The 24,332-nt window shown below is 61.3% G+C and carries 19 protein-coding genes and 1 pseudogene; 8 read left to right on the top strand and 12 right to left on the bottom strand.

The genetic code is table 11. The features are described 5' to 3' along the window. Nucleotides 1–14: 14 nt before the first annotated feature. From DDA93_RS05200 to DDA93_RS16975, 5 genes are all read right to left on the bottom strand, one after another. Nucleotides 15–1,967: a glycosyltransferase gene (locus DDA93_RS05200; protein WP_116778203.1), complete on the bottom strand. Its 1,953-nt coding sequence runs from the start codon at nt 1,965–1,967 to the stop codon at nt 15–17. A 135-nt stretch (nt 1,968–2,102) separates the two neighbouring features. Next, nucleotides 2,103–3,170: a LacI family DNA-binding transcriptional regulator gene (locus DDA93_RS05195; protein ID WP_165802573.1), complete on the bottom strand. Its 1,068-nt coding sequence runs from the start codon at nt 3,168–3,170 to the stop codon at nt 2,103–2,105. Between the two features lie 17 nt (nt 3,171–3,187). Beyond that, a complete protein-coding gene (locus DDA93_RS05190; protein WP_116778201.1) occupies nt 3,188–4,078 on the bottom strand; it encodes a glycerophosphodiester phosphodiesterase family protein in 891 nt (296 codons plus the stop codon). Nucleotides 4,079–4,102: 24 nt separating this feature from the next. After that, nucleotides 4,103–5,911, bottom strand: coding sequence for an iron ABC transporter permease (locus tag DDA93_RS05185; protein ID WP_116778200.1), 1,809 nt, complete (start codon nt 5,909–5,911; stop codon nt 4,103–4,105). Continuing rightward, on the bottom strand, nt 5,908–6,555 hold the full coding sequence (locus DDA93_RS16975) for an ABC transporter ATP-binding protein (RefSeq protein ID WP_279325265.1): 648 nt from the start codon (nt 6,553–6,555) through the stop codon (nt 5,908–5,910). The genes DDA93_RS05185 and DDA93_RS16975 overlap by 4 nt, the downstream gene beginning before the upstream one ends. Before the next feature lie 569 nt (nt 6,556–7,124). Here DDA93_RS16975 and DDA93_RS05175 point away from each other — a divergent pair. Continuing rightward, nucleotides 7,125–8,024, top strand: a complete 900-nt coding sequence (locus DDA93_RS05175; RefSeq protein WP_133185437.1) for a hypothetical protein — start codon at nt 7,125–7,127, stop codon at nt 8,022–8,024. An 83-nt stretch (nt 8,025–8,107) separates the two neighbouring features. Here DDA93_RS05175 and DDA93_RS05170 read toward each other — a convergent pair whose 3' ends face one another. Together DDA93_RS05170 and DDA93_RS16690 are read right to left on the bottom strand one after the other, a co-directional pair. Beyond that, a complete protein-coding gene (locus tag DDA93_RS05170) occupies nt 8,108–8,674 on the bottom strand; it encodes a hypothetical protein (protein ID WP_243400530.1) in 567 nt (188 codons plus the stop codon). 71 nt (nt 8,675–8,745) lie between these two features. After that, nucleotides 8,746–8,940: pseudogene (locus tag DDA93_RS16690) on the bottom strand (PHP domain-containing protein); the annotation flags it as partial. A 644-nt stretch (nt 8,941–9,584) separates the two neighbouring features. Between DDA93_RS16690 and DDA93_RS05160 the strand changes: the two are divergent. The 5 genes from DDA93_RS05160 (at nt 9,585) to DDA93_RS05140 (ending at nt 17,445) form a co-directional block, all read left to right on the top strand. Next, entirely contained in the window at nt 9,585–10,025 is a 441-nt protein-coding gene (locus DDA93_RS05160) for an HD domain-containing protein (RefSeq protein ID WP_116778196.1), read from the top strand. 243 nt (nt 10,026–10,268) lie between these two features. Beyond that, nucleotides 10,269–10,649 (top strand): hypothetical protein, encoded by a 381-nt coding sequence (locus tag DDA93_RS05155; RefSeq protein WP_133185433.1) that lies wholly within the window; start codon nt 10,269–10,271, stop codon nt 10,647–10,649. A gap of 1 nt (nt 10,650) precedes the next feature. Beyond that, nucleotides 10,651–11,226, top strand: coding sequence for a hypothetical protein (locus tag DDA93_RS05150; RefSeq protein WP_133185431.1), 576 nt, complete (start codon nt 10,651–10,653; stop codon nt 11,224–11,226). Nucleotides 11,227–11,323: 97 nt separating this feature from the next. Beyond that, nucleotides 11,324–14,188 carry a PD-(D/E)XK nuclease family protein gene (locus tag DDA93_RS05145; protein ID WP_165802571.1) on the top strand — a complete coding sequence of 955 codons (2,865 nt, stop codon included), beginning with the start codon at nt 11,324–11,326 and terminating at the stop codon, nt 14,186–14,188. After that, a complete protein-coding gene (locus tag DDA93_RS05140; protein WP_116778192.1) occupies nt 14,185–17,445 on the top strand; it encodes a UvrD-helicase domain-containing protein in 3,261 nt (1,086 codons plus the stop codon). Before DDA93_RS05145 ends, DDA93_RS05140 begins: the two co-directional genes overlap by 4 nt. 82 nt (nt 17,446–17,527) lie before the next feature. Here DDA93_RS05140 and DDA93_RS05135 read toward each other — a convergent pair whose 3' ends face one another. Further along, nucleotides 17,528–17,989 carry a hypothetical protein gene (locus tag DDA93_RS05135; protein ID WP_116778191.1) on the bottom strand — a complete coding sequence of 154 codons (462 nt, stop codon included), beginning with the start codon at nt 17,987–17,989 and terminating at the stop codon, nt 17,528–17,530. Between the two features lie 151 nt (nt 17,990–18,140). Here DDA93_RS05135 and DDA93_RS05130 point away from each other — a divergent pair, with 151 nt between their 5' ends. Together DDA93_RS05130 and DDA93_RS05125 are read left to right on the top strand one after the other, a co-directional pair. Next, entirely contained in the window at nt 18,141–19,823 is a 1,683-nt protein-coding gene (locus DDA93_RS05130) for an NERD domain-containing protein (protein ID WP_116778190.1), read from the top strand. Between the two features lie 514 nt (nt 19,824–20,337). Further along, entirely contained in the window at nt 20,338–21,075 is a 738-nt protein-coding gene (locus DDA93_RS05125) for an EcsC family protein (protein ID WP_243400515.1), read from the top strand. Nucleotides 21,076–21,171: 96 nt separating this feature from the next. On the opposite strand, the gene DDA93_RS05120 is transcribed toward DDA93_RS05125, so the two are convergent. From DDA93_RS05120 to DDA93_RS16680, 4 genes are all read right to left on the bottom strand, one after another. After that, nucleotides 21,172–22,125 carry an HNH endonuclease gene (locus tag DDA93_RS05120; protein WP_243400514.1) on the bottom strand — a complete coding sequence of 318 codons (954 nt, stop codon included), beginning with the start codon at nt 22,123–22,125 and terminating at the stop codon, nt 21,172–21,174. Nucleotides 22,126–22,350: 225 nt separating this feature from the next. Further along, complete coding sequence (locus DDA93_RS05115; RefSeq protein WP_243400513.1) at nt 22,351–22,794, bottom strand: hypothetical protein; 444 nt, start codon at nt 22,792–22,794, stop codon at nt 22,351–22,353. A 72-nt stretch (nt 22,795–22,866) separates the two neighbouring features. After that, complete coding sequence (locus DDA93_RS16685) at nt 22,867–24,021, bottom strand: DUF1524 domain-containing protein (protein ID WP_243400526.1); 1,155 nt, start codon at nt 24,019–24,021, stop codon at nt 22,867–22,869. Then, a complete protein-coding gene (locus tag DDA93_RS16680; RefSeq protein ID WP_243400525.1) occupies nt 23,907–24,314 on the bottom strand; it encodes an S-layer homology domain-containing protein in 408 nt (135 codons plus the stop codon). The genes DDA93_RS16685 and DDA93_RS16680 overlap by 115 nt, the downstream gene beginning before the upstream one ends. Nucleotides 24,315–24,332: the final 18 nt, after the last annotated feature.

The raw sequence follows: 24,332 nt of genomic DNA, 5'->3' as shown, positions 1-24,332 counted from the left end.
CCCCGACTATCGGGTCAGGCTTTCAACACCTTCGTAGTTTCCTCTGCCGGGCTGAATCCCTCATAGCGCACGGCCTTGAACAGCACGCTCAGCACAATGAGGTCATAAACTACCCAGAACACGTTCACGGCTGTGCCCAGCGGTTCGTTCAAACCGACCGCCAGACGAACCAGGCCGACGATGGCAGCTACAACTAGCAGCCCCATCGCAACCAGTTGAGGGCGAATCAAATGCCAATCGTGGCTGCGGTCCTGCTTCACCTTTGGAGTGACAGCAAAATCCAGGGGTCGGCCGAACCACACGTTCCGCGCTGCGGTGGTACAGGCCTTGATCCAGATCGGGAACAGGGCAAGGCTGTACTGCTGGCCACGCCACGTTTTGGCGCCGCGACCGGCCACCATAAAGAGGAGTTGGTTGACGATCATGAACGGAATGAAACGAATAAAGAACTCGGAGCTGAGGCTATTCACCGGAAGAATGCCCAGCAGCAAGTAGATAATTGGGGCCGCAATGTACACAACTGCCGCGAACCCGGATAGATAACTCCACATCGTCGCGAAGTACATCAGCCGTTGGGTCCATTTCATCCCCTTCTGCGAAAGTGGATTCTCTCGCAGAAGGACCTGGATAGTGCCTTGCGCCCAGCGCAGTCGTTGGGTGAGCATGGTTTTGAGGTCTTCCGGTGCAAGACCTATCGCGAGAATCTCGTGGTGATACACACTCTTCCAACCGAGTGAGTGCATACGCATTGAGGTAGCCATATCCTCGGTCACGGATATCGTTGCCAGCGGCATAACCGGTTGGGCCTCGTCACCGCGCTCAACCGAGATGGCTTCCAGCACCACCTGAACCGACTCCAAAGCTCCCAACGGGGACCACTCTCGCGAGGACAGGTGCGCGACAGCCTCGTCAACATCGGCCGGGGTCAACGGGGCGCCACCGTCGTCCAAGCCCATCGCCATGATTTCGGCCAGGTCGGCCTGGAGCACCGAGAAATCCGCTGCTACGAGCTCCTGGACGGCCGCGTCGACCGTGCGTCGCAGGTTATACGTGATCTCGCTGAAGGACTTGCCGGCTTTGAGTTCGGCACTGGCCTTGTGGATGGCCACCTCCACGTCGTCAAGTAGTTGGGCCACCATTGGCGCGGCTGCTTCGTTGGATTTTCGCGCCTTGCGCACCGCCGACCGGGCACCCTTGAGCGCCGACCGGATATTGCGTTCCACTTCGGCTACGTAGCCCACCAACCCCAGCTGCATCAGTGCCTCACGGCGCAGGAGTGCGTTGGAGCCACAGAAGAAGGCGGCATTCCATCCGTCTTTGCCTTGCTGGAGCGGACCGTAAAACAGTGGCGCTTGACTACCTAGTGGATCGTCGTCGGGAACATTGACGAACCATTGGGGTGTCTGGACCAAAGAAACCTTGCGGTTATTGAAATAGCCAAGCGTCCGGTCCAGTATTTCCGGTTTGGGGATCTGGTCCGCGTCGAGAATGAGCAGGAATTCACCGCGCGTCGTCATGAGTGCGTTGTTCAGGTTCCCGGCTTTCGCATGTCGCGGGCGATGCGCCCATTCTTCCCCTCGGGTCACATAGCCGATCCCGTGCGCTTCGGCCAGCAACCGCAGCTCATCCCTGGCTCCGTCGTCGAGGATCCAGGTTGCGTGAGGGTAGGTGATCCGCTGGGAAGCCAGGGCGGTGTTCATGACCATGTCGAGCGGCTCGTTGTAGGTGGTGATGAACACATCGACGGCCAGTCCCTCAGGAGCCGGCGGAGGGGTTCTTTCCCTGGTTCGCCAGGTTGTCAGCCCGAAGAGCAGGACGTCGATCAGGCTGTACGTTTCCGCGATAATGAGCGGAACAGCGATCCACCAGGCCGACCAGTTCAGGGATTCCAGCCACCGCCAGGCGACATAGTTAACCCCCAGGATTAATGTCAGAACCACCAGCAAGCGGATTAGAAAACGATGCACATGAGCCCCAGTCTTACGCCGTGAGCGGCGATCACCCGCTCGTCAGTGTCAAGAGTATCGGAAGCGGCTGAAATAACCGGCTGGTTACCTGGGGTACTCGGGATGGGCGATCCCCCCAAGAACCGCCCATCCACGCTATTGGGGAAGCCGCACTGCCAGGGTGCGTCCGGGCAGGAACGATCCGACCAGCGACTCATGGCGGACCGGCAGTCTGGCGTCGCTGACCATCTCCTCGTGGATGATTTCCATGCCGCGCCTGGCCAGCGCCTCCACGGGCAGCCGCACCGTGGCCAGCCCCAACAACTCGGTGCCGGGGAGCAGGCCGTCAAATCCCGTGGCGGAAACGTCCTCGGGGACCCGGATGCCGGCTTCCTGGGCGGCCTTGAGGAAGCCCAGTAGTTTCATATCAGAGGTGAAGAGCGCCGCAGTCACCTTCTCGTCCCGCACCAGGTCGATGACCTGCCGGTGAGTCGATTCGATATCCGCCGACGACAAGGAAGGCGTGTCGACGGTGATGACGTTGGCTCCGGCTTCCCGCAGGTGGCGCGTCAGCCAGGTGCCACGCAGATGCTCGATGAGCAGACCCGAGTGGTTGGTTTCGGGAAAGGTGACAACGATGTCCTGGTGCCCGCGGGCGAGGACGGCGTCGACGATCAGCTGGGCATTGGCAACCTCGTCCAGCGACACGGTGTTCAGGGTCGGATGTTCCTCGGGCCGACCCAGAACGACCGTGGGAACGTCGCGGACAAACGAGGACAGCTCATCGGGCGCGATGGTACCGGTGGCGACGAGGATGCCGCCGACCCGTTGCTCAAGCAGCCGGCGGAGTCCGAAGTTTTCAGTCATCGGGTTGAACCCCGGAGGGGATGCGACGGTCAGCAAGTGGAGTTTATGCTCGGCCGCACCGAGCTGCAGTTCGGAATGCAGGATTCCGTAGTACGGGTTGTTCGGGTCGCGGATCAGCAGTCCGACGGTGTCGGAGGTTCCGCGTGCCAGCCGCGTGGCGGCCTCGTTGCGGATGTAGCCGGTCTTCTTGATCGCCTCCATCACCTTGGCCCTGGTGGGTTCCAGGACCGGCACCATCCCGTCGAGAAACCGGGACACGGTTGCCGTTGACACGTTGGCTTCCCGTGCGACGTCGGACATGGTCACCTTTGACCACGCAGAGGCCGGTCTGGCGTCGTCGTTCTTCTTCTCTGCCAAGCGATCCATCCTCACCGCTAGCTCCGCTGCATTGAGTGTGCACTTGATTGCCAGCTTAGTCCGCGGATATCCCGGCCAAGGTAGGCGTTCAGCAGCGCAGGCCAGTCGGTCTGGATAACGTCGGCGCCCAGGCCGACGAGGCGCCCCCAGCCGTCATCCGGGTTGCCGGTCACCGAAAGATTGTCATCCCAGCCGGCCATCAGGACGGTTCCGTCGCTGAGGTTCAAAGCATTCAGGTAGACCAGCAGTCCGCGGTCCTGGAAGGCCTTGGCCACGGCCGGATCGCAGAAGGCGTGGGCCGGGCTGTCCGCCAGCAGCTCGACCCCCACGAGATTGATCTCCGGGTCCTCGAGCACCGCCGCCAGCTGTTCCTGACTGGAGACGATGGCCACCAGCGGGTACTTCACCGGGTGGGCGCGGAGGAGATCCATCGCCGCCTGTGTCGGGGGAGCCTTGAGGATGAGCTGCTCGGTCATGTCGAACTGGTCAAGCCAGGGCAGCAGCAGGTCCCAGTAGAACCAGGAGCGGTCGATGTTGAACAGCACGTCGGGGAAAGAGGTCAGGGTGTGCTCGAGTTTCTCGACGTGGACCCGGGGCGCCGCGGTCTTCTGGGTGTAGACCAGCTCGTCAACCTCAACGGTGCTGAGCGTGGTGATGAGGTGATCGATCCCGAAGTTCTCCGGTTCGGTGCCGTCATGGAAAACGTAGAAATCGCCGTCGGTGGATTGGATGACGTCGATTTCCACCATGTCGGCGCCGCTGCGGAGCGCAGCCGTCACGGCATGCGAGGTGTTCTCGACGATCATGCCTAACCCTGTCCCGCGGTGCACGGCCACCAGGGGGTTCTTCTCGGCGAACCTGTTGTTGAGCAGCGAGTTGATGGAGTGGAACTGGTCTTGCCCGAACATGGACATCCTTAGGTTGTGAATGGATCAGGGCAAGCTGTCGTTGCGAACGGGTGCCTTGTCGGCGGGTTCCACCGTGGACGTCGACGCCGGGCCCTGCGACCCGGCGGCAGCCTTCCGTTGGCGCTTGTTGGCCCGGTCACTTGCTGACTTCCGCCCATAGACCAGCCACATGGTGAAGGTGGAGATGATCATCAACAGCACCGTGTAGACGAAGGTCAGCGCGGTGGTGTCGTTGATCTGGTCCCCGGTGGTGGCGTTGCGGATCACCACACCCAGCGGCTGATAGATCGGGTGCGAGAGGAACACCGCGGTGTCGTAGTCGTCCAGCAGGCTGTTGAAGTTCAGCGCGGTGATGGCCGCAGCCGCCGGCAACACCAGCGGAACCAGGACCCTGCGGAACGTATACATTGAACCGGCGCCAAGAATTGCTGCGGCGTCCTCGACGTTGTCGGGGACCCCGGCGAACGCCGCCTTCAGCAACCTGAACGTGAAGGGTATTTTCACGATCACGTACGCGATCGCGAGGATACCGACCGTTCCAGTGAGGACCTGGCCACCCACCAGAGGTTGGGCGTGGTCGAAGGTCAGGATCAGTCCCAGCGCAATCATGGTGGTCGGCAGGATCCAGGGGATATGCAGCAGGTATTCCATCACAATCGTCAGCTTGTTCCGGTACCGCTGGATCATCCGCGCGGTGAAAAGCATCAGGACAATGACGACGACGGCCGTCACCGCACCGTAGCCAATGCTGACCAGGAAGGGCCGGTAGCCGCGCTCTTCGGTCAGGACATTGATGTAGTTCTCCAGGGTGAAGCTGTCCAGGCTGATCGTCCCGGAGTTGATGGAGCGGGCGTCGGTGAAGGAGAACAACACGATCAGTGCTGGCGGCAGCACGTAGATGAGGAACAGGACGTAGGCCATCACGTGCACCACGATGTTGGCGGTCCGGTTCTGGATCTTCTGCTTCTGCAGTGCCACGGGCACTTTGGAGACGGAGAAGTACACGCCGCCCTTCTCGAAGCGGTTCATCAGCGCCAGCAGGGCGATGGTTGAGATGCCCAGGATGATGGCCAGCGTGGCTGCCAGGTCCCGTGAGGTTGGACTGTTGGCGAAGGCGAGGATCATCGGGGTGATGGTCTGGAACTCACCGCCGAGAATCTGTGGGGCGGCGAGCGCGGCCAGCCCGGCGAGGAAGGTCAGGATGGTGATCGCAAAGATGATCGGCTTCAGCATCGGCAGCACCACCCGGCGCAGCACGGCCCAGTCTGACCCGCCCATCATCCGGGCGGCTTCGACCGTCTGGTAGTCCACCCGGGCGATTGCTGCTGACATGAACAGCAGGTGGTAGCCGGTGGACGAAATGGTCATCACGAAGATCACGGCGATCATCCCGGAGAACCATTGCGGGTCAATGCCCGGCAGCACTGAACCGATGACCTGGGTGAGGACACCGTTCGGCCCGTACACCGTCTTGTACCCGGCGACCAGAACCACTCCCCCGTAGATGAGGGTTGTCGCGTAGCCGAGCCACAGGATGCGCCCGCCCTTGATGTCGTAGAACCTGGTGACGAGGACGATGAAAATACCGACGATATTGACCGTCACCGAGAGAACGACGGCGAGGACAAAGCTGTTGCGCAGTGCGTCAACGGCTCGTTCGGAGGACAGGAGTCGCTCGACCGATCGAAAGGTCAGGCTTCCCTCGGGCGAGACGAACACCGACCGCAGGATCGCGAAGTTCGGCATCAGGAGGAAGGTGAAAATGAACCAGGTCAGGAACAGTGTCAGGACCAGGAAGAGCGGGTTGCGCAGCATCTGGCGCACGTTGGTCACCGGAGGACTGCCTGTCCATCGGATTCTTCGGCTGCCTGGTGGCCTGTTCCCTGCAGGCCGGAGCCAGGGCTGGCCTGATCGCCGTCGGGGTATTGCAGGAGGTGGTCGGGGTGCAGGGAGAGCGTCACCCAATCCCCTGTCCGGTAGTCAGTGTCGTCCTCCCGCATGATGGTTCGCAGCATTCCGTTGTCGCCGCAATCCACTGAGTAGGTGGAGCTGGTGCCCTGGTAGGAGCGTTCCTTGATGGTTCCGCCGATGGTGTAGGCGGAGGCCCCTGCCTCGTCGGGGACGATTGTTACCCGCTCGGTGCGAAGGTAGGTGACGGCGTCGGGCTTTAGCTCAGAGCCTGGCGCCGCAGCGAGGCGTTTCACCAGCTGGGGAGTGAGCCGGTTGACGTCGCCAATGAAGGTGCAGACAAACTCGGTGGCCGATCGGACGTAGATCTCGTGGGGGGTTCCTACCTGCTCGATCCGCCCCTTGTTGAGCACTGCGATCCGGTCAGACATCGAGAGGGCTTCGTCCTGGTCATGTGTGACGTAGACGGTGGTGATGCCGAACTGACGCTGCAGGTCTTTGAGCTGACCGCGGAGCTGCTGGCGTAGTTTCGCGTCCACACTCAAGGGTGAGGTCCATGCGGTCAGCAATCTTCCTACGTAACCCTCGTGCCGTGTTTATGGTGGGGCGATCCTTCTTCCGAACGGGCCAAATCATCGCGCTACCGATGGTGTACTGCGGGTTAAGGTAGCGGGACCGCTCCCCCGCGTTTAACGTCGAGATGGCGGTGACCAGAGGCTTTGGCCGCAACCAGGAACTGTAGGAAGCGGTGATGGCGTCGCTGCCGTACACATGCTTCCCTCCGTCAGAGTCCTCGAACATGAGGTAGTTCCCACGACGGTCCCGTGGCACGGACGGCACTTTCGGCTCGAAAAGAACGCCGGAGCGCAGTTCCTTGGACCACAGGAGCTCATGGTCCAACCGGAGCCTCTGACTGTCCCTGTCGGCGTCGGGCCGGGTCTTCCGAGGATTGTCGGTCTTGTAGTCGAAGGAAGTGTCAAAGACGCGCATGTTTTGAACTGTAACCCACGTCAGTAGTGAGACGGTTTATCATTGCTAGTCGGTCACGCCACGAGTTGCCGGTCGCGTGCTTGCTGGATTGCCAGGATGCTCGCGGTCTAAGCTGCCGGAGACACGGAGTTGCGGAGGGGAACGTCAAATGGTGAATTACTGGTGGGCGAGTCAAGGCATGAATTATGAGGAGGCAATCCGACAAGGCACTCTGTGGACCTGCCCGCGGGCCGGTAAGAACACAGAAAAGGCCCGGATGCTGATCCAATCCTTGCAACCTGGTGACAAGGTGTTCCATTACCAGAAGAGCTACCTGCGCGCAGTGAGCCGAGTGGCCACTTCATGGCAGCCCTGGTCTCGGCCAGAGGAAAACCCAAAGGTTTATTCCGCAGAGAATGATGACGGGTGGCTGGTTACTGTGGATCCCATTCAAACAGGTCTGGCGCTTCACTATTCACGTGCGGCGGAGCTGATCAGGAACGGTCCTGGGAGCCCAATCAACGCTGCTGGCCATCCGCAGCAGAAATTTCTTTCCGCTCTGTCCGAAGAAGACGGGCGCTCTCTGTTGCACGAGCTTGGAATGGCCGCCTCAGCGGCCATGATGGATGGACTTTACGGCCGTCCGGATGAATGGGACGGCGGAGAAACAGATGAAGTTTCTCTGGGAACCGTCCGGCAAGAACAAGCCGATCTGCGGAGGCATCTCCTTAACGGCAGGCCAATAGCATCATGCTCTGTCTGTGGTGAAGAGCGCCCAGCTAAACTCCTGGTCGCAGGACACATCAAGCCGCGCAATAGCTGCACCGAGGAGGAGCGCAAGAACTTCCGCTCGGTAGCAATGCTTGTTTGCAGTCTCGGATGTGACGCCTTGTTCGGTTGGGGCTACATCTATGTTGATCCTGAGGGCTATGTACGCCGTGGTGTCCCTGCAGAAACAAAGGACGTCGAAGCAGCCGTTGACCTGCTGATCGGAAAACACAGCGGGGCGCACAACGAGCAGACCGCCCGAAACTTCGCTGCACACGCGGAGCTAAGCGGTGCCACCTAGTTTCTTCGCATTCCAGATGCATGGCAGTGATGGCAAAGAGGCCAGCCGCACTGAAATGCATACGCACAACCGGTACCTCATGGTTAGCTGCCGTCGAAGTTGGAACCGAGCAGGCTTCGTGCAACCTCAACATCGGTGAGGATGCAACCGAGATCGTGGTCGACCTTGCGCGTCCCGTGGTAATCACTTGACCCGGTCGCCGCGAGGCCTCGATTGGACGCGATCTGCCGTAGCTCCGCGCGAACCTCAGGGCTGTGTTGCTGATGGTCAACCTCAATCCCGTCGAGGCCAACCGCAGCAAGCTGGGCAAACCGCGCCTCGGTGATTCCAGGACCTATCTTGCCGTGGCGCGGATGCGCAATGACAGACACGCCACCCGCAGCCCGAATCCCAACAATCGCGTCCTCGATCGTTGGTCGATATCGCTGAACGTACGCGTCACATCCTTCATTGAGATACCGTTCAAACGCCTCGTCGTCCGTCGCGACATGCTGCGCCTTCACCATGCCGGCAGCCATGTACTTCCGGCTCGGGATACCGCCAGCCAAGTGGTTAACATAGCCGCGGTCCACCCCCAAGCCCATGCTGTCCAGTAGGTCGAAGGGGTCTGCCGCCCTTCTTTCGCGGGAAGCACCGCCTCGCCGAAGCATCTCGCGATAGCCGGATGATACGGGTCGAAATTGTAACCAAGCAGGTGCTGTCCGCGGCCCTCGTTGGTCGTAGAAAACTCAGTCCCGCGCACTACCGTGACGCCCAGCCGACGCCCGGCAGCGATTGCCTCGTCCCATCCCGCGACAGTGTCATGGTCAGTCAAGGCGACCACATCGAGGCCGGCCGTGGCAGCTCGTTCGACAAGTTCAGTAGGGGTGTCCGAACCGTCGCTCAGGAGAGAGTGGGTGTGCAGGTCTATTCGCATGCTTCGTCACTTTCGTTGTAGTTTTCAATACCCGACGACCCGGTGTCGCCGCTGAACCGGCGCCTCCTCGAAGAGGCCTTCAGAATACATACACGGATGGGGAACCTGCCCGCACCTCCCGTGGCCTCTCAGCCAGAAATCCAGCACTTCCGTGACGCCTGCAAACGGAAGCCGCTGCGACGGTGCGGGGCATCTATAAGGCGCGTTGCCGTCGTCGCCCGCTCCCATCCCCAAGCCAATCCGCCAGTTGTGGACCACTGTGCCGTCCTGATGGGATCCCGCCAGTCAGTGCAGTGGCCATTCAGGCTGACGCTCCACTCGAATCCCTCCTCTGGTGACGGACGGAGGAGTAAATCGAGTGCAGTTCTCTCGTCGGGTACCTGTGTTCTCGATGGCCTGTGGGGCGGTAGGAATATTCAGCATGGCGGGCACCTTTTCTGCGGTTCGGCCTCACCCTCATCATGTCGCCCTGCACTGACAATCTGGGAGACGCCGGAGCGACGGGGACCGTCCATCCCCTGCGACTTTGCTCTCACGATAAATGTGGGTGCCAGCTAGTAACCTGCACATGTCGTAGGAGTTGGTTTGTAAAACGGAGCCAAGCCACCGGCGTTCCGAATCAGCATCAACCGAAAGGATCCGATATGGATACCCAACCTCTGACTCCCGAGGTCGCCGCCGCGAAAGCCATCGCCGTGATCGCGCACCGTGGGCAGGAAGACAAGATCGGAATGGCTTATATTGACCATCCGCGCAGGGTTGCGGCGAGGTTATCGGAGCCCCGCGAAGTGGCCGCTGCCTGGTTGCACGACGTGATCGAGGACTGCGAAATCAGCGCTCAGGATCTGCTCGTCGCTGACATCAGCCAGGACGTGGTGGACGCCGTCGAGCTTCTGACCCGCACCGAAAGCGTCAGCAAGGACAACTACTACAGAGCCATCCGGAGAAACCCGATCGCCCTAGCGGTGAAACTAGCAGACATCGCGGACAATACCGACGAGGAGCGTACCCGCCAGCTGCCACCTGCGGACCGGGAACGGTTTGCACAGAAATACCGGGAAGCACTAGCCGTACTCGAAGATTGATGCCCCGAATCCCTCACAGCTGTCTTTTGGCCTTCGGAATGTCACAGCCAGCTGCTAAACATATCTTCATCAGTCAAAGGAGCAGCCATCGACAACTACACCGAGTTCATCCAGCGCCTTGACGCTGCCTCCGCCAACCTCCATCGGCGCCGGGAGTCAGTAGGCACCAGTCTCGACGTGCTGATTTGGCTGCACACCAGGCACTTCACCGGACTCCAACAGTGGGAACGGCGTCGGGCACTCGTGGCACAGAAGGTCGATGGTCACACAAACACGCCGAACGCGTACAAGTCCCTCACCGACCTGCAGGATGTCGCACGGAACATGGAGACCATGTTCCGCAAGCGCACCGATCGGATCAATGAGCGACTGGCAGTCGTACAACAGCGCTGCGATGAAATCGATCGCTCCCTGCGGGAGCTCGAGCGCAGCAAGCTGAAGCTGGAATCATCTCGGATGCTCCATGCCGACCGCGAAAACCTGCGCAAAGCAATGGCCGATCTGGCCGGCACACCGGAAGCGTCGATCAGCGAAGCTCGGGACCCGTTGCTGCGGGACGAACTCGGCGACGCGCGGGAAGCCATCGCGCTTGCGGAAGCCCTGCTCGAACTGAAGGAGGACTGACATGCAAAACTCTAACTCTGAGCGGCGAATTCTTACCTCATTTACCTCTGAACAATGGAACGGCCGTCCCGGCACGGGCGGCTGCAGCATGTTTATTGGCGCAGTCATCATCGGATACATCCTCGCGGGCATCCTGATGATCTTTATTCCCCCGCTCAGAAATGGTTCCGCAGCCACCATTCTCGCCTTTATTGTCGGCGTCGTCATTACGTGGGCAGGGATCGGCTCCAGCGCCTCTCTCCAAAAGGCATTCCTCCGCGACCTGCTGGACAAGATCAACGACACCGTCCTTGGCATCACCGGCAACCCCAATGACCGGCTGTCCGCGTCCGATCTGCGCGCCCTGATCAAGAGGCAGCACTCCCGCTCACTCCTCGTCAACGGTGTTCCCGGTGTTGAACTCCGGTCCAGACAGAACACGCCGCCTTCACCGGCGCCGAAGCCTTCGGCAAAAGTGAAGGGCAAGCCGGTGCAGAACCAGCCGAAGCCCATCGTCACCACCACCATCTTCATCTGCATGACTGCGCCGGACCTGGGTTTGACAAGCTTCGACAGGCTGCTCGATTCGGGCGAGTAAGGGGCTAGCGGCCCAATAGCAATCCATGGCGCCGAGGGTGCGGCGCAGAACTGTCACCACCCCCTGTTATGTTGTGAATCACAGAAGTGGGGGCTTTATGATTACGCAGACCGTCGGCACCGTAAGCCAAGCGCTACTTGAACTCGCCGCGCATATCACCGAAGCGAAAGTTTCGGATCCGCTCGCTCCGATCACCGTGCTCGTGCCCTCGCACGCCGCCGGGCTGGATGTCACCCGCTACCTCGGCCGCACCCTCAACAACGGCGCCGGCAGCGTCGGCGTCCGCGCCTACACCCTCAAGGACCTCGCGTCCGAGGTGGTCGCTGCTGACCCCTCGATGATCGGGCGGCAACCTCTTCCCGTCCCGGTGCGCCAGGCAGCCATTAGCCGAGCACTCACCGATAACCCGGGGGACTTTCACCAGGTGGCCGATCAGCCTGCCACCGCCCGGGCAATCACACGCACCGCTCCGCTGCTCGACTCGATTCATTCCGACTACGACGCCGTGTGCCCGGGATTGGTGAGGGAGGTGCTGCGCATTCACCGCACCGCCCTGATGTCGCTCGAAGACCGGTGGTACACGGACCATGACCTCTTCATCTGCGCCAGCCGCCTGTTGCACATTCCTGCCATCCAGAGGCGGCTGGGCACCCTCATCGGCTTCATGCTCGGCGCGCCGGTCCAACCGGCCGTCGCCGCCTTCCGGCGCGACCTTGAGCAGGCAGGACTCCGACACATCAGCGCCAGCGGCACCGTCGACGACGCAACCGAGGTAATCACCGCGTCCGATGCCGAGGATGAGGTCCGCAGCGTCGTCCGCCTCATCATCGAACAACTCCGCAGCGGAGTTCCTGGCCACCGGATCGGTGTTTTCCACTCCACCGCCGACCCCTACCGCGCGCTCCTCGCCCAACGTCTCAGGCAGGCAGGCATCACCTTCGTGGGCCCCGCCTCGCGGCGCCTCGCCGACGCGCCACTGGCGCGCGGACTGGTACAGCTATTAACGCTCGACCCTCGCGAACCCGACAAGCGCATCATTCTCAACGTCCTCGCCGAAGGCACCCTCGTCTGGCGGAACCACGACCTCCCCAGCAGCGCCACCTGCGAGCGATTGCACGTAAACCCTCCCCCAACGGCCAGTGGTATCGACACCGGAGCAAACGCCGACGACGACGGCGAACTCGACGAAGACCTCGCCAGGCGTCGCGCAAAGCTGGCCCTGTTCGAAAGCTTCATAACCGCGCTCACCCAGTGCGTCGGTCGGGTGCTCGAAGCTCAATCCTGGTCCGCGGTTTCGGTGGCCCTGATAGAACTCCTCACCGACTTCATGGGCCGCCGCGGCGACACCGAGCCACCCGAGAAAGCCGTGACCCGCGCAGCGCTGCTGGACATCATCCGGAGACTCGAAGAGCTCGGCGGTATCGGTCCCGCACCCCGCCCGCTCCTGATTCGCAGCACTCTTGAGGACAGCATCGCAGCGAAAGCGGGCTGGAGCGGAAAGAGCGGCACCGGCGTCGTCGTCGGCAACTACGCGGATGCCGTGGGACGGGACCTGGATGTCGTCTACCTCATCGGCGCGGCAGAAGGTCTCGCGCCAGCCCGGATCCGCGAAAACCCGCTGCTGCCCGACTCCGTCGCCGCGGTCGTCGGCGGGGACCTGCTGACCGTCGAGCAACGCGCCGAGGAGGCGCACCAACAGTTCCTCGCCGCGCTGGCAGCCGGAACCACGAAAACCATCATGAGCCCGCGCGGTGACCTCCGTGGCGCCGGGGACCAGCTTCTCTCACGCTGGATCGCCACCGGAGAGAAGCGGGAACTGCTGTCCTTCGCCCATGGCATCGAGCACGGCTCCCCTACCGCACTGCAGGGTGGTGCGCCGGTCGCCGCCACCGAGCAGGAATGGCGCCTGCGCTACCTCCTCACCGCGGCAACCGGAACCGGGGCCCTGAGCGAGGACATCATCCTGCAGCGGGCAGTCGAAGTGGCCCGTGACCGCCGCACCGGTGGGTTCACCCGCTTCAACGGCAACCTCGGCCGATACGCGGGCCGTATCATCGAGGAGTCCAAAGCGCTGTCCCCGACCCGCCTCGAAGACTGGGCGCTCAGCCCTTTCAGCTTTTTCCTCAAACACGTCCTCAAAGTGGACATCTTCGAAGATGTTGAACGCGAAGTGCAGATCAACCCGATGCAGCGCGGCAACCTGATGCACAAGGTGCTGGAGGACTACGTGCGGGAAGTCACCGACAAACAGCAGCCGCGCTCGGTGAACCGGCTGATAGAGCTTGCTGAAGCCGCCTTTGCAGACTTCGCCAACCCGCACTGGCTGCAGCACGTCTGGGACCAGAACCAAGCGAGAATGCGCCAGGACTTCCACCGCGTCTTCCGCGACGACGAGGAGGCGGCCTTCGAAGGCTGGGTCTACGACGCAGCCGAGGCATCCTTCGGCATGGACGGCACCGCTCCTGCCGTCGAACTCGAACTCGACGACAGCACCGTCCTCCGCTTCGGCGGCAAGGTGGACCGCATCGACAAGCACCCCGACGGCCGGGTCCGTGTCATCGACTACAAGACCGGTAATGCAAAAAAGTTCACGAACCTCAACAAACATCCCACCGCCTACGGCACCAAGTTTCAACTGCCCGTCTACGGCCTGTTCGCTCGATCGCTGGCGAGAAATGACGACGACGTCGCCGCCTCCTACTGGTTCACCTCCCGTACGGGCGGCTTCGAACAGATCGGCTATGCCGTGACTGACGAAGTCATCGATCAGCTGCGGCAGGATTCCGGCCTCATCATCGCGGGCATCCGCAACGGTGTCTTCCCGCCCAAGCCGGAGCCCACCAGGGATCGGAAGTCCTTCACGTCGCTGGCCGGTCAGCTGGGCATGGACCAGCACTGGGTCGAGCTGCAGTCAGCACCCTCGCTTTCCTCCTACGCACGCCTCCTGAAGGGTGAAAAATGAATCTCGACGTTCTGGACCTCGCAGACCAGTCAGACCGCACCCTGATTAAGGAGGAGCGGCTGGTCAACATCTTTGTCGAGGCCGGCGCGGGCAGTGGCAAGACCCACGAACTGGTCGAGCGCATCCTCGCCCTCGTGGACAACCGTGTTGAGCTAAAAAACATCGCCGCGATCACCTTCACCGAAAAGGCCGCCGGAGAACTCCGCGCCCGTGTCCGGCGCAGGCTCGCGGAAGACAAGACCCCGATACGCGAGGTGGCCCTGGCCCAACTGGACACCGCCCCCATCGGCACCATCCATTCCTTTGCGGCCCGCATCATCAGCGAACACCCCATCGAGGCCGGTGTGCCCCCGCTGATCACAGTGGTCGACGAACTCCGCTCACAGATCGCGTTCACCCGCCGGTGGGAACTGATTCGTCAGCAACTGTTCAGCGATCCGACCCTCGACGACGCACTGCGAGTCCTCCTCGCCGTCGGTGCGTCGCTCAATCATCTGGAGACCCTCGCCTCGGCGCTGGACGCCAACTGGGACCGGTTGGAAAGCCACCCGCCCCAGCGGCGCCCCATTCCGGCCGCAGACCTCGGTCCGTTGCTCCGGCAAACCGCGGAGGTGCTGGACCATACACAACATTGCTCGGATGCCGACGACCTCCTTCTCGTCGCCCTAGAGAAGGTCCGTTCCTGGCACGGTCGACTCCAGAACGCGGGCACCGGCGAACTGGTGATGGTGCTCGAAATTCTCGATGACATTCCCCTCACGCCGAAACAGGGCAAGAAGGGAAACTGGGCGATCGACATCACCGCCGTGCGCGACGCGTGCGCCAAGCTCGGCGAAGCGGCGAACGCACTGCGGGACAGCTTCGTCGCCCCGGCGGTGGACACCGTCACCGCCGCGATGGCCGAACTGTTCGTCGAAGCGGCACGCGAACGCCAGCGCAGCGGTGAACTCGAGTACAACGACCTCCTCATTCACGCCCGCGACCTCCTCGTCGGCACCGGCCAGCGGACCACCGACGTGCACCGCGCCCTCCGCGAGCGGTACCGGTGCATCATGCTCGACGAATTCCAGGACACCGACCCCGTCCAGGCCGAAATCGCCACCCGCATCACCGCCACGACGGTATGCGGAGTGGATGACTGGCAGTCGCTGGTCATCCCAGCCGGCAGGCTTTTCACCGTCGGCGATCCCAAGCAGTCCATCTATCGGTTCCGGCGTGCCGACATCGCCACCTACCTGGACACCCAGCGCCGGTTCGAGCGGAACGAGCACTCACGGATCGCTTCCCTGCGCACCAACTTCCGTTCAACGGACGCCCTGCTTGACTGGATCAACACGAGCTTCAGTCAGCTCATTCAGGCGAACGGGAACGTCCAGCCGCCCTATCAGCTGCTCACAGCGGATCCGGCCCGACCTGCGTGGGACGACACCGATGGCCCGGCGGTCTCCATCATCGGCCGGGAGGGCGCCGTCGCCGGCGAATCGGGCAAGGTTTCGGCCGACGAGATGCGGAAGCAGGAAGCCGCCGACGTCGCCGCCGCCATCCTCCTCGCCACCGGACGATCGGGCGAGCCTGCCTGGCTGAAGCAAGCCAAGCGCTCCGAGGGCTTCGCGACCACTCCCCTCCGCCTCAAGGACGTCACCATCCTGCTGCCCACCCGGACCGCGCTGACAGCGCTGGAGGACGCGCTTGACGACGCCAGCGTTGAGTACCGGGCGGAGGCTTCCTCCCTGGTCTACTCGACGCAGGAAGTCAACGACCTGCTGCTGGCGCTCAAGGCGGTCGCGAACACCGCGGATACGGCAGCCTTGGTCCTTTGTTTGCGGTCTGCGCCGTTCGGGTGCGGGGATGACGAACTGTTCGAATGGAAGACCTCGGGCGGATCCTGGAACCTCTTCGCGCCTGCACCCGCGGGCCTGGAGAGCTCACCGGTAGCCCAGGGCATCGAATACCTGTCAGAGCTGTGCCGGCAGATCAGCGTCCTCACTCCCGCTGAGCTGATGGACACCCTGGTCACCGAGCGGCGGATGATGGAAACAGCAATCGATTCACCGCGCTACCGGGACGTGTGGCGGCGGCTCCGCTTCGTCATTGACCAGGCCCGTGCCTGGAGCGAGGCCACCCACGGCAGCCTCCGGGATTACCTAGTCTGGGCGGGCACGCAGCAGGAGGAGAACACCCGGGTCCGCGAGGCTGTGGTGCCGGAGACCGACGTCGACGCCGTCCGCATCATGACCATCCACGCCTCAAAGGGCCTGGAATTTCCGATGGTCATCCTTGCCGGTACCGGCTCCGCACCGCGGACCTCCTACGACGCTGCCCTCTGGGACGCCGACGGCACGCTGCACGTTTCCTTCGTCAAGGGCATCACCTCCGCGGGGTACGGCGACGCCCAATCGGTGGAGAGACAGTTCAACGAGGCCGAAAGATGCCGTCTGTTGTACGTCGCGTGCACCCGAGCCGAGAGTCACCTGGTTCTCTCGTACTATACAAACTCCAGAAGCAGCCTCGGTCAGCTCCTCCAGAACGTCGATGACCCTGCTGTGCCGTCGCTCGAACTCCCGCCGCCGAGCGAGTCCGTAGCGAGGAGGCACACGGACGTCCAACCGGTTCAGCCATGGGACGAGTGGAACAGGCAGCGTGCCGAATGGCAGGCTAGCTCAGCAATCGTCTCAACCACCTCGGTCACCGCACTCGCCAAAGGCACGGCGGATGGGGGGCCAATCGAGGGAGAGCTTCAATTTTTACCGCTTGACGACGAAACGCTCCCGTCGCCTGCTCCAGCCAATGCGGAACGGGGCGCGGAATTTGGAACAGCCCTGCACCGCGTGATGGAGCTCAGCGACCTGCAGGAGTCAGCAGATGTCGAAGCCATCGCAGGCAGCGTCGCCCTATTGGCGCACGGAGTCACTGCCCCGGCGCTGGCAGCCCGCGCACGTGCGGCTCTTTCCAGCGAGCCGGTGCGTCGCGCGGCCCAACGGGAGCACTGGCTGGAGCTTCCCGTCGTCGTACCCCGCGGCGGCGTGACCGTTGAGGGCGTGATTGACCTGATGTACCGGGAGGACGACGGCACCCTGGTCATTGCCGACTTCAAAACCGACAGCACCCCGCAGGAGGAAACCATCGCCGCCTACTGGCGCCAGCTCTCGACCTACGCGGATATGGTCCAGGGGATCACCGGGCAGTCCGTGAGCCGGCTGGCGCTGATCTTCTGCAGGGATGCCGGTGCGGAAGTGATGTACCGGGAGGCACGGTGAGCCTGCGCCGCATCTCACCTGACCCGGACTCGCCTGTATAGAATGAGTTGGTTACCGCAGTACACAGTTGTTTGCCAAGGTCTCATCGATAGATCCGGAGCGCCGCTCCGTAGCCGAGCGGTAGCCCTTGGCCGCGCAGCCAGGAGACTAGTACCTCGATCACCGCCGCCAGGCCGAGGTCTTGCGAACTAACGGCTGCCGCGTACGGCTCGTTACCGGCGTCGGCCGCCGCTGCCCCGAGGCCAATCCGCCAGTTGTAGGTGGTGCCACCGTCGGCCCGTGCGACCTCCAGCTGGTACCCCGTACCGGTGTTCATCGTCTGCGCGTATCGACCCACCCTCAGTTGATCGAGCCCCTTGGTCTGGACGGTGAGCCAGTCGCCGTCGCCAGCAATCATCTTGACGACTCCCACCAGGTGGTCTGACGATTCGACGTCGTGCCACCCCGTGTAGGCTCCCTCAACCTGGGCCTGCCATTCTAAGGACTCTTCCGGTTGTACCAGAAGCATCAGTTCCAACTGCGAATCCACTTCGATCTTCAGCATTCATTTCCCTCCCGCATCTGCGTTATCTAGTTCCATAGTCCATTCCCCCACCGACATTGTGGAATGCGTCACGAAAATGTGGGCAAGGGTTGATAGCCTGCAAATACAGACGGTGGCGGGGTTCTCCGCCGTCAAGAAAATGGGGGAAATAATGCGTTGCATTCCGGGGGAACCTGAGTTCGAAGACGGCCAGTCCGCTGAACGGGCTGTCTGGGAGCGGCTGCGCGCTTCCCTGCCGGACGACGTCGTGATTGCCCATTCGGTACAGGTCCGTCATGGTCGCGCCGAGTGCGAGATCGACATTCTCGTCTTGTGGCCCGGGGTTGGGCTCGCCGCCATCGAAGTCAAGGGCGGGCAGATCAGCATTGATAGCGCCCAGTGGTATCAGTCGGATAGGGACGGGCGCCATAGGCTCAAAAGTCCGGTTGCCCAATCGCAGAGTTCAATGCATGCCTTTCGGGATTGGATCGTCGGCCAGCTCGGTTCGCCGCTGACCAGCCGCTTCGCCTACATGGTTGCTCTGCCCTATACCCCCGTCCCATCAAACTGGTCTATGACCGGCTGCCCTCGGGTTCTCCTGCTCGACCAGGACGACCTCCAGTCACCCGCCGACAAAATCCGCCGTGCCATCGAAACTGAAGGCAACGGAGCCATTCCGCTTGCGCCGCAGTATTTGGAACGAATCTGCAAGAGGCTGGACGGGAAGCTTGAGACGCCATCGGGATCGGAGACCAACCAACAAGAACTCGAGGATCTGCAGGACCATCTGACGGAGCGGCAGAGCGGGCTCCTCTCCGCCACCCGCGACATTCCGCGGATCCGATTCACCGGCGGAGCGGGCAGCGGCAAGACCTGGCTGGCCGTCGCGAAAGCGCGCCAACTATGCCGCGACGGCAACCGGGTCGGCCTGTTCTGCTACAACAAGGGCCTGGGACAGCACCTGCAGAACCAGGTCTCGGGGTGGCGGCAAGCCAAACCGGTTTTCACGGGCGAGTTCCACGACTTTGTGCGGTCCCTTGGCATCCCGGACGGCACCGGACAGGCCTACTTCGACGAGGACATGCCGCGCCTGTTGATAGAGAAGGCTGCCAGCCTGCCATCGGAGCAGAAGTTGGATGCGGTCATCATCGACGAGGCGCAGGACTTCGCGCCGCTGTGGTGGGAAGCTCTGCTCGCCTGCTTGAAAGACCCCCTGGTGGGCCAGATCTATGCGTTCATGGACGACCGGCAGGATGTGTACCGCCGCTGGGGTGGGGCCACCGCAGACCTCGCCCAGGGGCCGGCAGCAGAGCTCGTTCCCATCCACATTGACGACAACCTCCGGAACACACGCCGTATAGCCGAAGTATTCAAGTCTTTCGCCGGGGAGCACTTCACTCCCCGCGGCGGTACGGGACTGCCCGTTCGCCGGGTAGAGTGCGCCACCGAGGACGCGCTGGACATCGCCAGTGACTGTATTGACTCCCTCATCAATGATGGCTGGGCCGCGAACCAGATCGCCCTGCTCACCACCCGCCGCCGTCACCCGATCCACCAGGAACACTTCGACAGTGGAACCACTGACGAATACTGGCGCGACTTTCATGCGATGGAGACCGAGTTCTATGGGCACGTCCTCGGATTCAAGGGTCTCGAGCGTTCAGTAGTCGTCCTGTGTGTTGACGGCTTCAAAGAGATGGATCGTGCTGCCGAGCAACTGTACGTCGGGCTATCCCGTGCGCGAAGCCTTCTGGTTGTAGTCGGGGACTCGACGCTGCTTGCGGAGGCCGGTGGGCGAGAGTTGGAACGAGCGCTCGGAAGAGCGGAAAAGTGGAGTCCGGCAGCTACCAGCTGATTTGATTCGGTCAGCCGCGGCTGGGGAAAGCACCTAAATCATTGGCATAAAGAATTCCGTGAACCCCCAAAACGGCTTCCTTTCCAATCGACCTTCGAAGTGTCGCTATTTCCAAAAATTTTCGTCGTCATTAAGGCATAATTGCAGAATGATTGAACCCTCTGAGTATGAACTCGATGCATGGCGCAACATCCAACGATTCCGAGGCCGTCCTCTCTCAAGGGCGATGAGGAATGCTGGACAGCAAGTTTCTAATGGCGCGACTAGCATCGGTAAGCATGCAACAAAGTTTCTAAACGGCCACCCCGGCGCCCAATCTGCCGTCTCGCGGGGTCAATCCGTGGTCGCAAAGGGCACACAGACGGTTGGAGCCGGCGCTCGAAAGGCAGCCAACGCACTTCCAAATTGGAGCGACACTGCTTTTGGGTCTGTGAGACAGACGGCGGGACGCGTTTCACGGGCCGGGCTTTCCCCCAAACGCGTTGTGGCAAGCCATAAAAAGCACGGTCACGATGTGGCAAGGCTTCTTGATTTGCGACAGCTCGACCTTGAACAGATAGATGCGGTCCATGGACGAGGAACGAGTTGGCTCTATCCTCTTGCTGCAGCAATGTCTGGAGCAACTGCCGGAATAGTCATTTCGGGTGGGCAACTCGCAACAGCCACTTCTGCCGGGGCGGCAGCGGCACCGTCGGGCGCAGCCATTGCCGGAGCATTTGTAAGTGACGCCGCGCTGGTTCTAGGACTCGCCTCTAGATCGGTTGGTCATATCTCGCTGCTCTACGGTTATGACCCTGAAGAGCCTGCGGAAAAGCTCTTCATCTTGTCTGTCGTTAATGCGGGCACCGCCGCCTCAGCCAGCGCCAAGACTGCTGCACTTTCCGACATTTCGCGACTTACCCAGTCTTTGGTCCGCGGAAAAACTTGGGAGGTTCTGGACAGGTCCGTTATCTCGCAGGTATCGAAACAGTTCTCTAAGGCATTTGGAAAACGTCTGACGAAGCAGGGGCTCGGCAAGGTGGTGCCTGCCGTCGGCGTCCTCGTCGGGTTTACCCTCAATTGGACAACCCTCGAATCAATTGTCGATGTCGCGGACGTCGAATACCGGCGCCGGTTTCTTATTGAAAAGTATCCGCATCTCGCAAACGAAGAAATACCTGAAACATTCAGTGACGATCTATCAGACGACGCCGATGAAGCCATTAGCGTGCTTAACGAGCTCGCCGAGGCGGGCGGACCCGACCTCCGCTGAATCGGAGCATTGTATGCCGGAGTTCCTAAGTAGTGGAAATGTACTGGTGCGAGTTACATAGTGACCGAGGGGCCGATCAAGTTAAGGACCGATGGCTCACCCTGCGCTGCGGAACCGTTGGTAAGCAATCTCGAGCAGATCTCCGCTGGGGAGGTCTGCCCTTCGTGGAGGAACGTTCATCAACCTCGTATTGTGATGTTCTTTCAACCCAAACTGGAGCATAGGACCGTCCATTTCCTCTAGAAGGTCGGCCCGAATTTCTACTACATGGTCTGGGCGGATGCCAAGAATGTTCACGTCAAAGGCCGCATGATGAATCTTGCAGAGCGCCAAACCGTTGGCGACGGTGGCAACGCCATCTTCGTGCGAGTCCGGGACAATGTGAGCGGCATCCAGTAACTGCCTGTGTCCTAGGGAACACACAGCACATTTCGTGGCGTAAGCACGCATCACGTCGGCGCGAAATAGTCCCTGATGGAGCCGCCTTTTTACCTGCTGGTTCCGGTAGCGACGCTCAAAATGTAAGGGGAAGTTGATCTCTAACGGTAAGTTGCCCACGTTAGCCCGCAACGGATCGAGGTCGACGACGAATTGCTTCAGGTGAGCTTCTTCTTCCAGGAGAAAGACCGGGAAAACCGGTAAGTACCAACCGGTGCGAACCGCAAAAAACCAAATCAAAGGAAGTCCGAGTTTTTGAGCTTGCCTCAAAGCCCGGTTGTCAGCATGGTCAGGGTCATCACCCTGCCATTTGTAACGAAACAATCCGTCTGACCCAGTGTCATCTTCGTACGGACGCGACTGCCCTGGAGCCCGGAAGGTAGTGCTGAAGGAGAGTGCCGCATCTAGCCGTCGAGGTTTCCAAATTCCTTTGTAACGGTCCCGCAATTTGAACGCTTCGCCATCAAAAGTGAAATCCTCGTAGTCGCTCCAGTGAAGCTCGTCCGCTCCGTCGTTGGTCCGTATCGCCAACCATGCCATAGCTTCGCGCCGGAGCCGCGCGTCGAAAGACTCATCGCGCTGATCCTCTTCCATCCCCATATGAACATTCACCTGTTTAGAGTATGTCGGGATTCCCTAGGCATTTACCTGACCGACCGCTGCCATGGCATTCAATGGAGATTATCCACAGAACCCGTCTCAATGCTGTGACCACCGATGAGATTGGTGCACTGTCCATCCAGACAATCGACACCTGTGCGGGGCTGCACGTCCTCGCCGGTATTGGATAGATTCTGACGGTGTGCTGATGGTTAACCAGGTGAAAGGCCTTTTGACCTACTGGCCGCGGCGCTCGCTGGATTTGCGCAACAAGCCGCGGTCCCGCCAGGCTCCGGTCGACCACAGTGCCCATGCGATCGGGGCCGGCTGGAAGAACAAGCGGATCAGACGAGCACTATCGGTATCCAGACCGAACGCGTCGACACCGTCGACGTACTGGGCGATGTTGCCTGGGAAAACAGCGACGAAGAAGGCCGCGACGATCCAGCCAACGAGGACTCGCCAGCGCGGTAGGAAGATGAGCGCAGCCCCCAGAACCACCTCGACGATCCCGGACGCCACCACCACAAAGTCAGTATCGAGCGGCATCCATACGGGGACCTGGGCCGCGAACTCGGCGCGGGCAAAAAACAGGTGCGCCACCCCGGCGAAGAGGAGGAACGCGCCCAGCACGATTCGGGCGATGGTTCGGAGAAGAGACAAACAGGGAAGATCGGTCACTCAGCGAAGCCTAGCAGCGACAACCGGGGGCCAGGATGAAACACGGCCCCCGGTCAATACTTACTGTCGTCCTTATGGTGCGCCGGGAAGCGACTCGCAGACGATGCCATCGTTGTTGCCATCGAGCCGAGCCACGTCGCCGTAGTACGGGAAGTACTTTTCGTACCAGGTCTGAGCTTCCCGCCAGGTGCTGAAGTCACCGCAGTTCTTGGTATCTCCGGGATTCGCTGGCTTTGGCGCGGGACTCGGCTTCGGTGCTGGAGCTGGTGCAGGCTTTGGGGCCGGCGCAGGCTTTGGGGCCGGAGTCAGCACAACCGGAGCCGGCTGAGTCACCGCTGCTGGTTGTCCGGCACACTTACTTAACACACCTGCCATCGCATCTCGCTCCGCCTGAGTCACCCACAAGCCGTGGATTGCCTTGGTCGAGATCTGGCGGGAAACGTAGGTGCAGCGATAGGAATTGTTCGGCGGAAGCCAGGTGGCGGCGTCGCCGTCGCCCTTTTGTCCGTTCGTCGGACCATCGGTGGCCTGCAGGTTCAGTGGATCGTTGGCGAAGATCAGCCGCTGGTCGGCACTTAGCTGCTGCGCGCCCTTCTGCCATGCATCGGAGAGCGCGACAACGTGGTCAATCTGCACCTTGGTGCTGGTGGTGGTTCCGCGTACAAAGTTGATCACCATGGCGGTGTACGGATCGTTCAGGACACCCGTTGCTACCTGACAGGTTCCGTAGGTGTAGGTGATGTTAGTGAGCTGCGCCTTCAGCATGTCGTTGCGGGTGTCGCAGCCGTTGTTGTCGGTATCAAACCAGGATGGCCCAAAGTTATCGCGGCTATACCCGGTTTTCGGTGCCCGCCCCTTGACCGGGATGGTTTGCAGAACCTGGATCGCGGTGGACCCGTATTCGGCTGGACGGTTCAGCGGAAGTTCGGTCTTAGTGCGGTACATGAAGGCTGCCATGGCGTCACGTTTGACCGCCTGCAGTGGTAGGAATCGGCCATCGGGCCAGCCGGTCGAGATCCCGGTGTTCGCGAGCCAACTGATCTCTTTGTAGAACATGTTGTTGGTGGGCACATCACGAAACGCGCTGGTTTTGGAGGCTGTGAACGCTGGCTTCACGGAGAAACGGTAGAGGAAAGCCGCCATCGCGTCCCGGTTGACTGAGCTGAGAGGCTTGAAGGTTCGGTCTGGGTAGCCGGTGGTGATGCCTTCCGATGCAAGCCAGTGGATCTCTTTGTAGAATTTGGTTCCCACTGGCACATCGGTAAACCACGACTGCTTAGGTGCCATGTAAGCCGTTCGCCGGCCAACCGGTAAAGAAAGGCAGCCATCGCGTCACGGGCTACCGACTGCAATGGTCGGAATGTGCCGTCCGGCCATCCCATCGAAATTTCCTGAGTAGCCAGCCAGGTGATCTCGGTGTGGAACTGGCTGGTGGACGGTACATCCCGGAACGTTGTCGCGGCGGTTGCCTGGGTCGGTGCGACGAGGGTACCGGCGCCAATCACCAGCACCGCGAGCATCATGAGGGCAGCTCTGAT

Source organism: Arthrobacter sp. Bz4 (genome assembly GCF_003075455.1).
Lineage (GTDB): Bacteria > Actinomycetota > Actinomycetes > Actinomycetales > Micrococcaceae > Arthrobacter_D.
This window is presented reverse-complemented; position numbering and strand designations above follow the sequence as displayed.

What these genes read in the sequence shown, in the direction of transcription:
- DDA93_RS05190 (WP_116778201.1), bottom strand. Translation starts at nt 4,078, where the DNA reads ATGTTCGGGCAAGACCAGTTCCACTCCATCAACTCGCTGCTCAACAAC.
- DDA93_RS05175 (WP_133185437.1), top strand. Translation starts at nt 7,125, where the DNA reads ATGGTGAATTACTGGTGGGCGAGTCAAGGCATGAATTATGAGGAGGCA.
- DDA93_RS05170 (WP_243400530.1), bottom strand. Translation starts at nt 8,674, where the DNA reads ATGCTTCGGCGAGGCGGTGCTTCCCGCGAAAGAAGGGCGGCAGACCCC.
- DDA93_RS05160 (WP_116778196.1), top strand. Translation starts at nt 9,585, where the DNA reads ATGGATACCCAACCTCTGACTCCCGAGGTCGCCGCCGCGAAAGCCATC.
- DDA93_RS05150 (WP_133185431.1), top strand. Translation starts at nt 10,651, where the DNA reads ATGCAAAACTCTAACTCTGAGCGGCGAATTCTTACCTCATTTACCTCT.
- DDA93_RS05145 (WP_165802571.1), top strand. Translation starts at nt 11,324, where the DNA reads ATGATTACGCAGACCGTCGGCACCGTAAGCCAAGCGCTACTTGAACTC.
- DDA93_RS05140 (WP_116778192.1), top strand. Translation starts at nt 14,185, where the DNA reads ATGAATCTCGACGTTCTGGACCTCGCAGACCAGTCAGACCGCACCCTG.
- DDA93_RS05135 (WP_116778191.1), bottom strand. Translation starts at nt 17,989, where the DNA reads ATGCTGAAGATCGAAGTGGATTCGCAGTTGGAACTGATGCTTCTGGTA.
- DDA93_RS05130 (WP_116778190.1), top strand. Translation starts at nt 18,141, where the DNA reads ATGCGTTGCATTCCGGGGGAACCTGAGTTCGAAGACGGCCAGTCCGCT.
- DDA93_RS16680 (WP_243400525.1), bottom strand. Translation starts at nt 24,314, where the DNA reads ATGCTCGCGGTGCTGGTGATTGGCGCCGGTACCCTCGTCGCACCGACC.